This is a genomic window from Streptomyces sp. NPDC047049, from assembly GCF_040643995.1.
GTDB lineage: Bacteria > Actinomycetota > Actinomycetes > Streptomycetales > Streptomycetaceae > Streptomyces > Streptomyces mooreae.
This window is the reverse complement of record NZ_JBEYVM010000003.1, coordinates 406,022-420,766: the sequence shown is the minus strand read 5'-3', so window position 1 is coordinate 420,766 and position 14,745 is coordinate 406,022. Positions and strand designations below refer to the sequence as shown.

Here is a 14,745-nt window from a genome sequence, read left to right as displayed (position 1 = left end):
CCCGGCGCACCATGCGCGCCGGTCCCGTACGGCGGGCTGGCCGTACGGGACCGGGTGGCGCCGTGCGACCTCTCCCGGCTCACACCGGGAGGTGCCCCCGACGACATCGGAGGCGAGAGGGAGCGGGCGGGCTGCTCCCCCTTGGGCCTCGCGTCGTTACTGGTTCTGCGGCGGAAGGGCCGCGATGAAGGAGTGGTCGCGCTCGATCAGGCCGAGCTTGCTGGCGCCACCGGGCGAGCCGAGCTCGTCGAAGAACTCCACATTCGCCTTGTAGTAGTCCTTCCACTCCTCCGGGGTGTCGTCCTCGTAGAAGATCGCCTCGACCGGGCAGACCGGCTCACAGGCACCACAGTCGACGCATTCGTCCGGGTGGATGTACAAGGACCGCTTGCCCTCGTAGATGCAGTCGACCGGGCACTCCTCGATGCACGCCTTGTCCTTGACGTCGACACAAGGCTGCGCGATGACGTAGGTCACGCTGTCGTTCCTCCTCGGTAGGGCCGGCGGACCGATTGGCAGTACCGCCGCTGGGCGCGCGGGAGCGCGGCGTCGTCGATGCCCGCCATCTAGTATCTCCGTTCCCGGGCGCGAGACGAACAAGAGGGGCGGTTTGAGCGATGGAATTCCTGGCCGGCGGCCACGCGGAAGTCCGCATCACCCGTGCTGACGTGGGCAAAAGGGTATCCGTCCGGCGCTTGACCGGGGGCGGAGCGGGGGAGCCGGCGTTCACGGACGCGGTCGGGGTTCTCACATCCTGGGATGAAGGTGTGCTGAGCATCACACGACGCAACGGTGAATGCGTGAGGATCGAGGAGTCCTCGCTGGTGGCGGCCAAGGTCGTGCCCGCCCGCCGGCCGGCCGCCGGCCCGCAAGGATCTTCGGACCCCTCGACGGCACCGGCCCGCCGCCGGGGCCCGTCGGCCACCGTCCTGGAACTCCAGCGGATCGCCGCCCGCGGCTGGCCCGCCGCGGAGACGGAACCGCTCGGGGAGTGGACGCTGCGGGCCTCCGGGGGCTTCACCCGCCGGGCCAACTCCGTCCTGCCGCTCGGCGACCCGGGCGTCCCCCTGGACACGGCTCTGGAGCGGATCGGCCGGTGGTATGACGCTCGTGGGCTGCCGGCGGTGATCACGGTCGCCACCGGGCGGGCCGGCACCGACGAGGAGCTGGCCGCGGCGCTGGCGGAGCGCGGCTGGGCCGCTGAGCGGCACACCCGGGTCCGGATCGCGGCGCTGGCACCGCTCGCCGACCTCGACACGGACGCCACGGACATTCCCCCTGGCGCCGCGGGGGCCGCCCCCGCCCGCGTCGCCCTGTCCCGGGAACCGGACGCGGAGTGGCTGGCGCTGTACAACCGGACCGGTGAGGGCGGCCCGGCCGGCGAGGCCGCACGGGACGCCCTGAAGGTGCTGACCGGCGGGCCCTCGGTGTGGTTCGCGACGGTGCACGACGCGGACGGCCGGGCGGCGGCGATCGGGCGGCTGGTCGTCGACGGGCGCTGGGCGGGGTTCGCGGCGGTCGAGGTGGCACCGGCCGCCCGGCGCCGGGGGCTGGCCACCCGGGTGATGGCGGCGCTCGCCGAGCGGGCCCTCACGGAGGGCGCCTCGGCCGCGTACCTGCAGGTCGAGGCGGACAACACGGCCGCGCTCGCGTTCTACGACCGGCTCGGCTTCACCGACCACCACGGCTACCACTACCGGCGGGCCCTGCCGGGCGGCGGCCGGCACTGAACGGGGAGCCCTCTGCCATGCCCCACGCACCCGGATCCGGCCCCGGGCCGGAACCCGAGCCGGAGCCGGACGGCGGCCGCGCCGCGCGGCGGCGGCAGTTCGCCGACGCCGCGCGGGCCGAGCGGCCCGATCTGGCGGTGCTGTGCCTGCTGATCGGCGCCGAGGCCGACCCCGCGCTGGACGAGGCGGGTTGTGACGCGGTCCAGATCGAGCTGGACCGGCTGGCCGGGCTCCTGCCGTACTCCCCGGCCGGCGGCCCGGGTGCCTGGGCCCGCAACCTCGCCGAGCTGCTGGGCACCCGCTGCGGCTTCGGCGGCTCCCCCGCCGACTACCGGCGGCTGGAGTCCTCGCTGCTGCACGAGGTGCTGCGGCGGCGCCGGGGCCTGCCGATCCTGCTGTCGGTGGTGTGGATGGAGGTGGCGCGGCGGGCCGGCGCACCCGTCTACGGGGTGGCCCTGCCGGGTCACTTCGTCGTCGGCTTCGGGGATCCGGCCGGTGCGCACGTCCTGGCCGATCCGTTCGCGGGCGGGCGGCTGCTCACCGAGGAGGACGCGGGGCTGCTGGTCGCCGGCGCGACCGGTGAGCCGCTGAGCGCGCGGATGATGACGCCCGCCGATCCGCTGGAGATCGTGCTGCGGGTGCTCAACAACATCCGGGCCTGGGCGCAGGCGCGCCCGGAGCACAGCGCGGTGCAGCTGTGGGCGCTGGAGCTGTCGCTGCTGCTGCCGAGCCATCCGGCGCGGCTGCGCCTGGAGCGCGCCCAACTGCTCGTCCAGCGCGGGGAGTTCCTTGCCGGGGCGGCAGAGCTGGAGGAGTACGCCCTGGTGGTGGAGGCCGTCGACCCGGTCGGCGCGAAGGCGATACGGCGTCAGGCTGCCGCGGCGCGCGCCATGCTCAACTGAGCGGCGGCGGGGCTGCGGCGGACGACCAGCGCGGTCGCGTCGTCCTTGAGCTCGCCGTCGGTGAAGCTCTCCAGGTCGGCGCGGAGGGTACGGGCCAGCTCGGCGGGGGTGAGATCAGTCCAGCCGGCCAGCCGCTCGGCCAGGGGGTAGAACTCGCCGTCCTCGCCGCGCGCCTCGGTCACCCCGTCCGTGCACAGCACCACCCAGTCGTCGGGTTCCGGGTGGACACGTACGCTGCGGCGCGGCTCGCCGCCGAGCGCGCCCAGGCCCAGCGGCAGCCCGCCCTCACCGTCCCGGCGCTCCTGGACCTCGCCGCGGCGCAGCACGTAGTACGGGATGTGGCCGCAGGAGAGTACCCGGCCCTGCAGCGGGCCGGATCCGGCGCGGAACTCCATCAGCAGCGCCGTGACGAAGCGCTCGTCGGCGCCCTGCTCGACCGAGCGGGTGTTGTGGCGGGCCAGTGCCTGCTCCATGCGCTCGGCCACCTCCTCCAGCGAGTCCACATGCTGGGCGGCTTCCCGGAACGACGCCAGCACCTCCAGGCCCGCCCCGATCGCCGGCATGCCCTTGCCCTGCACATCGCCGATCATCAGCCGCAGCCCGTGCGGGGTCTCGATGGCCTCGTAGATGTCACCGCCGACCCTGGCCCCCTCCTGGGCGGAGACGTAGAAGCCGTACGCCTCGACCGGTCCGGCGGTGAGCGGAAGTTCGCGCAGCATCGCCCGCTGGACGGTGTCCGCCACCAGCCTGGTGCGTGCGTGCAGCGCCTCGCGCTGTACGCGGGTCCGGCACAGCACCAAGGAGAAGGCCGCCACCAGGCACGCACCGAAGATGCCGACGATCCGGTTCACGGGGCCCCAATCGACCACCATGAAGAGGTCGACGTAGATCAGACACGCCACGTAGACGGCCGCCACCAGGAACGTCTGCCGGAGCGAGCAGCGCAGCGCGGCATACAGCGGTGCGATGCCCAGGAAGGACGACTCGTGCAGCTCCGGTTGGGAGACCGAGTCCAGGACCGTGACGCCGAGGATCACGGCGATCAGCAGCACCACGGTGCCACGACCGCGCTCCACGGCTCGGTAGGCAGGCATAACACTTCCAGCCTGCGCGAGACGGCCGCGCACCGCACGGGGGCGAACGTCCCTGGGGCGAGCGCGGGGCGCCCGGCGTCCGGTGGCCTGACCTCCCCCTACAGCCAGCCCTTGTCGCGGGCCGTCACGACCGCCTCCGCGCGGTTGCGGGCGCCGGTCTTCTGGATGGCCGTGGAGAGGTAGTTGCGGACCGTGCCCTGGGACAGGTGCAGGGCGTCGGCGATCTCGGCGTTGGTGGAGCCGTCGGCGGCGGTCCGCAGCACCTCCCGCTCGCGCTCGGTCAGCGGGCTGGCGCCGTCGGCGAGCGCGGCCGCGGCCAGCACCGGGTCGATGACGCGCTCGCCGCGCAGTACACGCCGTACCGCCTCCGCGAGCCGGGCCGCCGGGGCGTCCTTGACCAGAAAGGCATCGGCGCCGCACTCCATCGCACGGCGCAGATATCCGGGGCGGCCGAAGGTGGTGAGGATGACGACCTTCACGCCGGGCAGCTCGTCACGCAGCGCGGCCGCGGCGTCCAGTCCGCTGATGCCGGGCATCTCGATGTCCAGGAGCGCGACGTCCACGGCGTGGGCGCGCGCCGCCGCAAGCACCTCGTCCCCGCGCGCCGCCTGCGCCACGACCTCCAGATCGTCCTCCAGCGACAGCAGCGCGGCCAGCGCCTCCCGGACCATCGACTGGTCCTCCGCCAACAGCAGTCTGATCACGCGGGTCAGCCTAAGCCGTACGGGGGGCGGCAAGGGGGGCCTGTGGATTCATGGGCCGGTGGATTCATGGGGCGGTGGATTCATGGGCCGGTGCGTGCAAGGGGCCGGTGCGTGCGGTGCGCCTGCGCGTCCGTGGGCGCGTGCATCTGGCGTCCGGCGTCCGGCACCCGGCATCCGGCCTCCACGGCGCCGTGCCCGACGACCGGCATCCGGCACCCGGCCTCCGGCACCCGGCCTCCACGGCACCGTGCCCGACGAACGGGCCGCGCGCCTACGCCGGGCCGGTGGCGGGCTCGGGGGATATCTCCGGGGCGGGGGGCGCGGCACTCCTCGGGGCCGCGGCCAGGGGTACGTAGGCCCGGAGGGCGAAGCCGCGGCCGCGCGGGGCGGGGCCGGTTTCCAGGCGGCCTTCGGCCAGGGCGAGGCGTTCGCGCAGGCCGCTCAGACCGTTGCCGTCGTGCTGGGTGCGCGGCGGGCCGGCGCCGTCGTCGATCACCGTCAGGCACAGGCAGCAGCGCTCGTCGGCCTCCCACTCCTCGGCGAGCAGCAGCTCGCACCGGTGGGCGCCGCTGTGCCGTACGACGTTGGTCACGGCCTCCCGCAGCGCCCAGGCCAGCGCGCTCTCCGCGTCGGTCGCGAGCCCGCGGTATTCGCCCTCCAGCGCGGGGTCGGCGGTGACCTGCACCCCTGCCGTACGCAGCGCGGTCCGCGCCCCGGCGAGTTCGACGGCGAGCCGCGGTCGGCGATAGCCGGTGACCGCCTCCCGCACATCGACCAGCGCCTGCCTGCTGACCTGCTCGATATCGGCGATCTGCCGGGCGGCGTCGGACGGCCGGCCGGGCAGCATCCGTCCAGCCAGCTCGCTCTTGAGCGTGATCAGCGAGAGGGAGTGGCCGAGGAGGTCGTGCAGATCGCGGGCGAGGCGCAGCCGCTCGTCGTTGGCGGCGAGGCGGGCGACCTCCTGGCGGGCGGCGCGCAGCTCCGCGGTCGTATGGATCAGATGCTGCACCCCGACCATCATGAAGCCGACGCCCAGCGCGGGCAGGCCATAGGCGAAGAGGTAGTAGCCGCGGATCTCCGGATAGCGCACCCCGACGGCGAGCAGCACCACGGTCACCAGGGGAATGGCCCAGCGGGACTCCCGCCAGGGCAGCACCACGGCGCAGGCCACGCTGGTGAAGATGAACAGCACCAGCCAGGAGAAGCCCAGCGTCCACGAGAGCGCAGTGGCCAGCGCCAGCATCAGGGCCGGCGCGCCGTACTGCAGCAGGCCGGTCATCTTCCGCCACATGTGCCGGAAGACCAGCAGCACATAGGAGAGCACGAAGAGGGCGAGCCCCAGGCCGCCCCAGATCCGCTCGACGGTGGGGACACCGGCCTGCAGCAGCTGGGCCACCGGCCCGGCCAGATACAGCAGCCAGACGCCGACCCACATCGTCTTGGCGACCGCCTGACGGCGGTTGCGGGGCTCCTGCCCGATCCTTATGGGGCCGCCGGCCCCGGGCTCGCTCTCCATCTGCCGTGCCTCACGCCTTCCGGGTGTCCTTGCGGTAGAGCCAGGCCGCGCCACCGGCGAAGACCAGCAGATACCCGGCCAGTATCGCCATGTCCTTCACATGCGGTGCCCCACCGGCCTCCACGGCGGTGCCGAGCGCGGTGTACGCATGCGTGGGCAGCCATTCCGCGATGTTCTGCGCCCACTGCGGCAAGGACGTCAGCGGCATCCACAGGCCGCCGAGGAGGGCCAGGCCGAAGTAGCACAGGATGGTGATCGGACGGACCGCGTCACCGGTGGCCAGATAGCCGATGGCGACACCCAGGGCGGCGAAGACGAAGCTGCCGAGCCAGGTGCAGGCGGCGATGGAGATCCACTGCCAGGCTTCGAGCCGTACGCCCTTGACCGCCGCGGCGACGATCATGACCAGCAGGATCGACGGCAGACTGACGGTCGCGGCGGAGGCCATCTTGGCGGCGACATAACCGCGTCCGGGCAGGGCCGTCAGCCTCAGCTGTCGCACCCAGCCCGTCTCCCGCTCCTTGGCGATGCGCTCGCTGTTGCCCATCAGCACGGCGGTCAGGGCACCGAGGGTGGCCATGGACACCATGAAATAGAGCGCCATGTCCAGCTTCATCCCGGGGATCGGTTTGCTGTCCGCCCCGCCGGCGATGATCAGGTACAGCGCCGGCGGATAGATCACCGAGAAAAAGAGGAACTTCTTGTTGCGCAGTGCGCGGATGATCTCCAGCTTGATCAGGGTGGTCATCGGGCCGCCTCCTCGGCGGTGGCGGGGGTCGCGTCGGAAGCGGTGGTCAGGGCGATGAAGGCCTGCTCCAGGCCGAGGCCGGTGACTTCGAGGTGGTGCGGTCGCAGGCCGAGGCCGTAGAGGGCGTGGACGGTGGCATCGGCGTCGTGGGACCGGATGCGGACCGTGCGTCCGGAGATCTCCAGGGCGGCCAGGGACGGCAGGCTCTGCAGCGCCTCGCGGTCGACCGGCCCGTCGAGCTCGAAGCTGACCCGGCGGGCGCCCGCCCTGGCCTTGATCTCGGCGGCGGTGCCGTCGGCGAGCACCCGGCCGCGGTGCAGCACGATCACCCGGTCGGCGATCTCGTCGGCCTCTTCGAGGTAGTGCGTCGCGAAGAGGACCGTACGGCCCTGCTCGGCCTGCCGGCGCATCGCGCCCCAGAAGGTCTGCCGGGCGGAGACGTCCATACCGGTGGTCGGCTCGTCCAGCACGATCAGGTCATTGGCGCCGGCCGTGGCGAGGGCGAAGCGCACCCGCTGTTCCTGGCCGCCGGAGAGCTTGTCGACCAGGCGGTCGGCGATGTCGCTGATACCGGCGGCGGCCAGGATCCGGTCGAGCGGATAGCCGCGCGGGTGCAGATCGCGGGCGAGCTTGACCAGTTCCCTGACCTTGACGCCCTCCATCAGGCCGCCGCTCTGCAGCATCGCGCCGACCTTTCCCTGCGCTATGGCGCGCTGCGGGGTCGTGCCGAAGAGGGTCACGCTGCCGGAGTCGGCGTGACGCAGGCCGAGGAGCAGGTCGAGGGCCGAGGACTTGCCCGCGCCGTTCGGGCCGAGGAGCGCGACGGTCTCTCCCGGGGACAGCTCCAGATCCAGGTCGGCCACCGCGCGCACCGCGCCGTAACTCTTGCTGACCTGCCGGAAGCTGACCACGGGTGCCCGGCCCGCCTCCTGCGCGGTGGTGGGTTTGGTGGTCGCTGTGGTCGTCATGTGCTTCAGCTTCCGGGATCCGGCCCGCGCTCGGCAGTGTCTGCTGTATGCACTGTGGGATGACATCTGTCATGGGTGAGGCCCCCTAGGGGTCTTCTCCGGGTGTCCCGGGAAGACGCCCTGCGGGGGCCTCTTACCTGCGGTTTTGCATCGCTCGGCGGTCGGTTGCCGTGCAGACGCGGCGGTCGGTTGCCGTGCGCGGCGGCGGTCGGTTGCCGTGCGCGGCGGCGGTCGGTTGCCGTGCGCGGCGATGCTCAGTCGCCGCTCGTGTCCGTGCTCAGCTGCCGTTCGTGGCGATGGTCTGGACCCGTTCGGACGGAGTGGTGCCGAGCAGCGCCTTGCCGACGGCGCTCGCCACCTCCTCGACGCTGACCGGGTGCTTGGAGCCGTCGCCCTTGGTCACCATGACGCCGTTGAAGGTGTCGCCGTAGAGCTCCTTGAGGGCCGGACGGTCGTAGTACGGCACCAGACCGCCGTCCACGATCTTGAACGACAGGAACTTCGGGATGGACTTCTGCGGGCTGAAGGAGACCGTGTGCGCCGCATCCGTACGGACCGTCACCAGGCCGGACATCGCGGGCTCGGCGAACTGCTTCATCGCCCTGTTCACCGCGGCCTTGTCGACCTGCGGCTGCTGCGTGCTCGCGGCCAGCACCACCGGTGCGTCGGTGCCGGTCGTGGCGCGGTTGCGGTAGGCGTCGGTGACCTTCTTCATGGAGGCCTTCACATCGATCGCCTTGTGGGGCACGCCGTAGTGCGGCACCGCCTTGCCGTTCTCGAAGGTGATCCCGCCGTCCTTGGCGGCGCCCGCGCGCCCCGCGGTGTTCTCCAGCGCGATCTGCAGCTTCTCGTCGTCGACGACCACCGCCGGCTCGGCCTGGCGGGTACCGCCGAACAGCGAGCCGATGACGGAGACCGGGTTGTAGTCCCGGCCGGCCGCCTTGCGGACCGTTGCCTGCGGGTCGATGTCCAGGCCGGCCTTGTCGGGTTCCAGGGTCGTGGCCTTGCCGTCCACGGTGAGCTTGAGCGGTGTGGCGCGGCGGCCCTTGAGCGCCGCCTCCAGCTTCTTGACGGCGTCTTCCTTGGTGGTGCCGCCGATGTCCACGCCCAGCGCGGTGGTGCCGTTGGGCACGTCGGCGTGGTCGAGCAGCAGCCCGGCGCCGTAGGCGACACCGGCCAGGACCACCACGGCCACGCCCGCGAGGACGAGCTTGTTGCGGCCCGTCTTGGGCGGGTTGATCGGCTCGGGGATCTTGGGCCGCGGCTTCGGCGCGGCCCGGTCGCCGTCGTCGGCCGGGGCCGCCGCGAACGGCGACGGCGGCGACGGCGGACCGTCGGCTCCGGGCACCTTCGGGATGCCGCTGACCAGCGTGTCGCCGGACACCCGGCCGCGGCCGCCGCTCTGCGGGCCCTTCGCGCCGCCCTTGCCCTGCGGACCGCGGGGCCCCGTGCCCTTCGGCCCGCCGGGCAGCCCGCCCGTGACACCGCCGGGCGCACCGCGGCCGCTGCCCGGCCCGGCGAGCGGCGCCGGCGGCTGCGGGGTGAGCTCCGCGGTGTCGTCGATCCGGGGCGTGCCGCCGGTGCCGGGGTCGCTGAAGCCGGGCGGGAGGTTGAGCGCGGAGCTGCCGCGCGCCGGTCCGGTCGTCGGGCCGTTCGGACCGTTCGGGCCGCCCGCCGGGGCGTCGAACGGGGTGTGGTCACGGGCGGGCCCGGCGGGGGCGTCGAACGGCGAACCGCCGCCGGAGCCCGCACCGTCGAACGGCGAACCGCCGCCGCGCGGACCCTCGTCGAACGGCGAACCGCCGCCCTGGCGCGCGCCGGTGCCGGTCCGGGCGCCGCCGTCGAACGGCGACGCGCCGTCCTGGGGGGCCGGGCCGTCCTGCGGGGCCGGGTGGTCGGAGAAGTACGGAAGGTCGGGGCGCTGCGGCGGCTTGCCGCCGGAGGGGGCACGCGGCGGGGTCGCACCACCCGGGGCGGGCGGCACGGCATGGGAGCCGGTGGAGGACTGCCCGCCGGATCCGGCCTGCGGCTTGCGCGGGGCGAACCAGTCGCTGGTCTTCTCGCCCTGGCCGGGCCGGCCGGCCGCGGGGGCCTCGTCCGCCGGGGCCTCGGGCCGGGGGGTGTTCGCCGTGCGCTCCGCGTTCCGCTCGCTGCCGCGGGCAGGGCGGGGCGTGCCGCGGGAACCGGCGGGACCGCCGGATGCAGCCGATCCGTTCATGCCGGACTCCTCACCGACGGGCTTGCGCACGACGACCGGCGGGATGGGGCGCGACCCCGGAATATTGATCTTGATCCGCGTCGTCAGTGTGGTCTCGGTTTTGGGCTCCTCCGGCTGCGCCGCGGCACCGGGCGCCGGCGCCTCGTCGGCATCTCCCCTGGGCGAGCCGTACGGCGGCGTCCCTGATGGGTACGCGGCTCCGCCACGGCCCTGAGGGCCGGAGGACGAACTGTCAGATTCACGACTCAAAGCAGGTTCTCCCGGTTGGCTCCGCCGCTCGTCAGAGATGATCCCCGGCCACAGGCCGGGGGGTGCCCCCAGGGCGGCGCGACGGCGCGCACCACCATACTGTCCGCCGCGGGCGGGCACCCGGGGAGCGTACGAACACCGCCGCCACGGGCGAACCCCCGGTACCCGGTCCGTTCACCCCGTCCCGCGCGGCATCCGTCCCGGTATGGGCCAGGTCATCCGCCAACTCGCCCGTACCGGGCGCCCGTCGTGCGCATCTGGGCGGCGGTGGCGCAGATCACAGCGACCAGGATGCCGCCCAGCAGGAAGATGTACGAACCGACCCCCGCGCCGAAAAGGAAGTCGCCTTCCGGCCGGACATTGCTCAGCAGCAGGAACACCGTCACCAGCCAGGCCCCGCCGGGCACCAGCACGCCCGCGGAGGTGCCGGTCGCCCGGACGCCCCCGTAGAAGAGGCCGCCGACACCGGCCAGCGCCAGCACCAACCCGCCGGGGAACCAGGCCGCTTGCACCAGCGTCCCGGCGAGGGCGACCAGCGCGCCCGCGACCAGAAGAAGCACATATATGCCCACCCGGCCCGGTGTCAGCGGCGCGGTCAGCGCGGCGCCGGCCCGCGGCACCACGGGGGCACCGGACCGCGCACCGGATGTGCCGCCGGAGCCCGCCCTCGACCGCTGCCCCTTGCCGGAGGCCGCGCCGCCCGTGCCACCGGAGGGCGAGCCGCCCGCACCGTCGGCCGCCGCCCGGCCGTTTCCTCCGGCGTCGCCCCCGCCGCTTTTCGCCGCACTCATTCCGCCACCTCCTCGATACGGACACTCTCCTCCATACCCGCCATGTCGCCCACACCCGCGAAAAGGTCGTCCTCATGGGCGCCCGCCGCGGCACCCGGGACACCCTGCACCAGCCGATAATGTTCCGAGCCGAACAGCGGCTGGCCCAAGTCGTTGGAGAGCGCGAAGAACGGCCCGTCGACCGCGATCTGGGTGTAGTGCGCCCGCATCGCCGCCGTCTTGGCGGCGATCTGCGCGGCATCGCCATGGAGGGCCGCCGTGACCTCGGAGTCCGGCACCACGCCCGGCACATCGTCGACGGTGGCGACTCCAGGGAAGCCGTGACCGGCCGCGTGCAGCCGTGCGAAGCCCTCCTCCACCACGGACCGGGGAGTGCAGTTCCAGTAAATCTTCCCGATCGCATGCGCACGGCCCAGCTCGGGCCGGAAATCCGCCCGGGCGGCCAGCTCGGCGCCGCGCATCGCCACCCGGTGCGCCTGGATGTGATCGGGGTGGCCGTATCCGCCGTGCGGGTCGTAGGCGACCAGGACCTGCGGCCTGACCTCGCGGATCACGGCCACCAGGTCGGCGGCCGCCTCGTCGAGCGGGGCCTGCCAGAAGGCGTCCGGCCGCTCGTTCTGTACCGCGCCCATCATCCCGGAGTCCCGGTAGCGGCCCGGCCCGCCGAGGAAGCGGTGGTCCGTGACGCCCAGGGCCTCCATCGCGGCGGCCAGCTCGCCGGCGCGGTACGGGCCGAGGGTGTCGTCACGGTCCGGCGCGAGGTGCGCGAGCTCGGGCGGGATGACCTCGCCCTCCTCGCCGAGCGTGCAGGTCACCAGGGTGACCTGCACACCTTCGGCCGCGTACTTGGCCATGGTCACGCCGTTGACGATCGACTCGTCGTCGGGGTGCGCATGCACCAGCAGCAGCCGGCGGGAAAAGGCCGGGCGCGACGCGCTTCCCCCGGAGGGGACCGACCGGGACGGGGCGGGCTGAGGACTCATACCGACAGCCTACGAGCCGCCCGCCCCGCCTCCCACGGGCGATCCCGGCCGTCCGCCGCACGCCCGGCCGGAGGGCGGGCGCGCGGCGGACGGGACCGGGCGGAAGCGGTTCAGAACTTGATGTTCCCCAGCATGCCGGCGACGTTCGTCGTCAGCTGCTTGATCGTCGGCGCGATGGACGAGCTGGCCAGATAGAAGCCCAGCAGCATGCACACCAAGGCATGCGGGGCCTTCAGTCCGGACTTCTTGACAAGCAAGAAGACGATGATCGCCAGCAGCACCACCGCCGAAATCGAGAGTGCCACGGCGGCTCACCTCCAAGTACTCGGGGTCCGGACAGAGTTGGTGACACACGGGCCGTCTCCACGAACCCGCGCACCGGGTATGCCAAGGGCTCTTTACCCCGTACCCACGGCACCCAAGAGATCATAACTTTCCGTCCTAGCGCATAAGTCGGAGCACGGAAGCAGAACGGGGGCGCACACGATCTTCACGAGCGCGACCAGGGTGAACCGGTACCCACGAACAGCGGCGGTAACCGGGTATGGGAGGCCGCCAGGCCGGCTCTCACGAGCGCACGACGCGTCGTGAACCCAGCCCGTAGGCTCGCCCCATGACCGGACAGCCTTCGTTCCCGCGGCAACACGCCCGTACGCAGCGCTTCACTCTGGGCGCACCGCGCGGCTACACCCTCTCCCCCGACGGCGCGCGCGTCGTCTTCCTGCGTTCCTCCTCGGGCGCCGACCGCAGCCAGCAGTTGTGGGTGCTCGATCTGGAAGCGGGGCGGGAGTTCCCGGCCGCCGATCCGCGGGCCCTGCTGGCCGGAGCGCAGGAGGACCTGCCACCACAGGAGCGGGCCCGTCGCGAGCGCAGCCGGGAGAGTTCGGCGGGCATCGTCGGCTATGCGACGGACGCCGCCGTGGAGTTGGCGGCGTTCACCCTCTCCGGCCGGCTGTTCGTCTCCGAGCTGCGGGCCGGCACCACCCGTGAACTCCCGGTCCGGGGACCGGTCGTGGACCCCCGCCCCTCGCCGGACGGCCGGCAGGTGGCCTTTGTGGCGGACGGCCGGCTGCGGGTGGTCGCGGTGGACGGCGCCGCGACCTCGGACGGGCACGACGGCGGCCGCGCGGGCGACGGACCGGCGGACCGGGTGCTGGCCGAGCCCGACGGGCCGGAGGTGACCTGGGGGCTCGCGGAGTTCATCGCGGCCGAGGAGATGGGCCGCTACCGGGGCTTTTGGTGGTCTCCGGACAGTGACGCGGTGCTGGCGGCGCGGGCCGACGAGGCGCCGGTGCAGCGCTGGTGGATCGCCGACCCCGCCCACCCGGACCGCGAGCCCGTGCGGGTCGCGTACCCGGCGGCGGGCACCCGCAACGCCGGGGTCACGCTGACGCTGTTCGGACTGGACGGCTCGCGCACGGACATCGGCTGGGACACCGAGCGCTACCCCTATCTGGCGCGCGTCCACTGGTCGGCGGCCGGGCCGCCGCTGCTGCTCGTCCAGTCCCGCGACCAGCGCGACCAGCGCTATCTGGCCGTCGACACCGCGACCGGCACGACCAGGACGGTGCACGAGGAGGAGGACGAGGCGTGGGTCGAGCCGTTCCCCGGGGCGCCGGCCTGGACGCCGGACGGACGGCTGGTGCGGATCTCGGACGAGGGCGGCGCGCGCAAACTGTTCGTCGGCGCCCGCCCGTTGACCGGCGCTCCGCTGCACGTCCGGGCCGTTCTCGACATCGGCGAGGACGATGTCCTGTTCTCCGCGAGCGGCGCCGACATGCACGACATCGGCGTCTACCGTGCCTGGTTCCGCGGCAGCGGTGACCAGGGCGGCTGGGAGCGGGTCGGCGAGCGTGCGTATCCGACGGTGTCCTCCGCGGTGCGCGGTGGCGCGGTGACCGTGCTGTCGCAGGCGTCGCTGGAGCGGCCCGGCACCCAGGTGGACGTGGTGCGGCTGGATCCCGACGGCGGCGAGAAGGTGCTCGCCTCCATCGGCTCCTGCGCCGAGGAGCCGGTGCTGACCGCCCGCCCCCGTCTCGTCCTGGCCGGGGAACGCCGGATTCCGTGCGCGGTGCTGCTGCCCACCGGATATCAGGAGGGCGACGGTCCGCTGCCGGTGCTGATGGACCCGTACGGCGGTCCGCACGGCCAGCGGGTGGTGGCCGCGCACCACGCCCATCTGACCTCCCAGTGGTTCGCCGACCAGGGGTTCGCGGTGATCGTTGCGGACGGCCGGGGCACCCCGGGGCGCTCCCCCGCGTGGGAGAAGGCGATGTTCCGCAAGGTCGCGGAGGTCGCCCTGGACGACCAGGTCCACGCCCTCCAGGCACTGGCCGAATCCTTTCCCCTGGACATGGAGCGGGTGGCGATCCGCGGCTGGTCCTTCGGCGGCTACCTCGCGGGGCTCGCGGCGCTGCGCCGCCCCGATGTCTTCCATGCGGCGGTGGTCGGTGCGCCGGTGACCGATCTGCGGCTGTACGACACCCATTACCAGGAGCGGTATCTCGGCCACCCGGACGAGGAGCCGGCCGTCTACGCCGCGAACTCGCTGATCACGGACGAGGGGCTGTCCGGGGCGCAGGAGCCGCACCGCCCGATGCTGATCGTGCACGGCCTCGCGGACGACAACGTGGTGGTGGCGCACGCGCTGCGGCTCTCCTCGGCGCTGCTGGCGGCGGGCCGCCGGCACGAGGTGCTGCCGCTGTCCGGCGTGACGCACATGGCCTCGCAGGAGCAGGTGGCCGAAAACCTCCTGCTGCTGCAGGTGGACTTCCTCAAGCGGTCGTTGGGAATGGCGCCCTGAACGCGTAGGGCCTGTCGTCAAAGTCCCCGCCCGGCGGAC

13 protein-coding genes are annotated in these 14,745 nt (G+C 73.3%); 3 read left to right on the top strand and 10 right to left on the bottom strand.

All coding sequences use genetic code 11. From position 1 onward, the window contains the following. Positions 1-156: 156 nt before the first annotated feature. Positions 157-477, bottom strand: coding sequence for a ferredoxin (gene fdxA / locus ABZ851_RS09815; RefSeq protein ID WP_030020287.1), 321 nt, complete (start codon positions 475-477; stop codon positions 157-159). Positions 478-617: 140 nt separating this feature from the next. Here fdxA and ABZ851_RS09810 point away from each other — a divergent pair, with 140 nt between their 5' ends. Together ABZ851_RS09810 and ABZ851_RS09805 are read left to right on the top strand one after the other, a co-directional pair. Next, a complete protein-coding gene (locus tag ABZ851_RS09810; RefSeq protein WP_361124464.1) occupies positions 618-1,730 on the top strand; it encodes a GNAT family N-acetyltransferase in 1,113 nt (370 codons plus the stop codon). A gap of 17 nt (positions 1,731-1,747) precedes the next feature. Next, on the top strand, positions 1,748-2,632 hold the full coding sequence (locus ABZ851_RS09805; protein WP_361124462.1) for a transglutaminase-like domain-containing protein: 885 nt from the start codon (positions 1,748-1,750) through the stop codon (positions 2,630-2,632). Here ABZ851_RS09805 and ABZ851_RS09800 read toward each other — a convergent pair. The 9 genes from ABZ851_RS09800 to ABZ851_RS09760 form a co-directional block, all read right to left on the bottom strand. Further along, complete coding sequence (locus ABZ851_RS09800; protein WP_361124460.1) at positions 2,599-3,726, bottom strand: PP2C family protein-serine/threonine phosphatase; 1,128 nt, start codon at positions 3,724-3,726, stop codon at positions 2,599-2,601. The two genes, ABZ851_RS09805 and ABZ851_RS09800, sit on opposite strands and share 34 nt — an antisense overlap. A gap of 98 nt (positions 3,727-3,824) precedes the next feature. Next, positions 3,825-4,430: a response regulator transcription factor gene (locus ABZ851_RS09795; RefSeq protein WP_176960240.1), complete on the bottom strand. Its 606-nt coding sequence runs from the start codon at positions 4,428-4,430 to the stop codon at positions 3,825-3,827. A gap of 271 nt (positions 4,431-4,701) precedes the next feature. Further along, entirely contained in the window at positions 4,702-5,946 is a 1,245-nt protein-coding gene (locus ABZ851_RS09790) for a sensor histidine kinase (RefSeq protein ID WP_361124458.1), read from the bottom strand. 10 nt (positions 5,947-5,956) lie between these two features. Further along, positions 5,957-6,694 (bottom strand): ABC transporter permease, encoded by a 738-nt coding sequence (locus ABZ851_RS09785; protein ID WP_361124456.1) that lies wholly within the window; start codon positions 6,692-6,694, stop codon positions 5,957-5,959. Continuing rightward, entirely contained in the window at positions 6,691-7,662 is a 972-nt protein-coding gene (locus ABZ851_RS09780) for an ABC transporter ATP-binding protein (RefSeq protein WP_361124454.1), read from the bottom strand. The genes ABZ851_RS09785 and ABZ851_RS09780 overlap by 4 nt, the downstream gene beginning before the upstream one ends. A gap of 277 nt (positions 7,663-7,939) precedes the next feature. Then, complete coding sequence (locus ABZ851_RS09775; protein ID WP_361124452.1) at positions 7,940-9,880, bottom strand: hypothetical protein; 1,941 nt, start codon at positions 9,878-9,880, stop codon at positions 7,940-7,942. 464 nt (positions 9,881-10,344) lie between these two features. Next, the gene (locus ABZ851_RS09770) at positions 10,345-10,920 is read right to left on the bottom strand and encodes a DUF6113 family protein (RefSeq protein ID WP_361124450.1); all 576 of its coding nucleotides are present in this window, start codon (positions 10,918-10,920) and stop codon (positions 10,345-10,347) included. Then, complete coding sequence (gene mshB / locus ABZ851_RS09765; RefSeq protein ID WP_361124448.1) at positions 10,917-11,903, bottom strand: N-acetyl-1-D-myo-inositol-2-amino-2-deoxy-alpha-D-glucopyranoside deacetylase; 987 nt, start codon at positions 11,901-11,903, stop codon at positions 10,917-10,919. Before mshB ends, ABZ851_RS09770 begins: the two co-directional genes overlap by 4 nt. A 110-nt stretch (positions 11,904-12,013) precedes the next feature. Further along, the gene (locus ABZ851_RS09760; protein ID WP_006603310.1) at positions 12,014-12,208 is read right to left on the bottom strand and encodes a hypothetical protein; all 195 of its coding nucleotides are present in this window, start codon (positions 12,206-12,208) and stop codon (positions 12,014-12,016) included. 308 nt (positions 12,209-12,516) lie between these two features. Here ABZ851_RS09760 and ABZ851_RS09755 point away from each other — a divergent pair, with 308 nt between their 5' ends. Next, positions 12,517-14,706 carry a prolyl oligopeptidase family serine peptidase gene (locus ABZ851_RS09755; RefSeq protein ID WP_361124446.1) on the top strand — a complete coding sequence of 730 codons (2,190 nt, stop codon included), beginning with the start codon at positions 12,517-12,519 and terminating at the stop codon, positions 14,704-14,706. The last annotated feature ends 39 nt before the right edge of the window (positions 14,707-14,745 follow it).

Bases quoted from the DNA above. Each gene is read 5' to 3' on its own strand.
- ABZ851_RS09770 (WP_361124450.1), bottom strand. From the start codon at position 10,920: ATGAGTGCGGCGAAAAGCGGCGGGGGCGACGCCGGAGGAAACGGCCGG.
- ABZ851_RS09800 (WP_361124460.1), bottom strand. From the start codon at position 3,726: ATGCCTGCCTACCGAGCCGTGGAGCGCGGTCGTGGCACCGTGGTGCTG.
- mshB (WP_361124448.1), bottom strand. From the start codon at position 11,903: ATGAGTCCTCAGCCCGCCCCGTCCCGGTCGGTCCCCTCCGGGGGAAGC.
- ABZ851_RS09805 (WP_361124462.1), top strand. From the start codon at position 1,748: ATGCCCCACGCACCCGGATCCGGCCCCGGGCCGGAACCCGAGCCGGAG.
- ABZ851_RS09790 (WP_361124458.1), bottom strand. From the start codon at position 5,946: ATGGAGAGCGAGCCCGGGGCCGGCGGCCCCATAAGGATCGGGCAGGAG.
- ABZ851_RS09810 (WP_361124464.1), top strand. From the start codon at position 618: ATGGAATTCCTGGCCGGCGGCCACGCGGAAGTCCGCATCACCCGTGCT.
- ABZ851_RS09755 (WP_361124446.1), top strand. From the start codon at position 12,517: ATGACCGGACAGCCTTCGTTCCCGCGGCAACACGCCCGTACGCAGCGC.
- ABZ851_RS09775 (WP_361124452.1), bottom strand. From the start codon at position 9,880: ATGAACGGATCGGCTGCATCCGGCGGTCCCGCCGGTTCCCGCGGCACG.
- ABZ851_RS09780 (WP_361124454.1), bottom strand. From the start codon at position 7,662: ATGACGACCACAGCGACCACCAAACCCACCACCGCGCAGGAGGCGGGC.
- ABZ851_RS09785 (WP_361124456.1), bottom strand. From the start codon at position 6,694: ATGACCACCCTGATCAAGCTGGAGATCATCCGCGCACTGCGCAACAAG.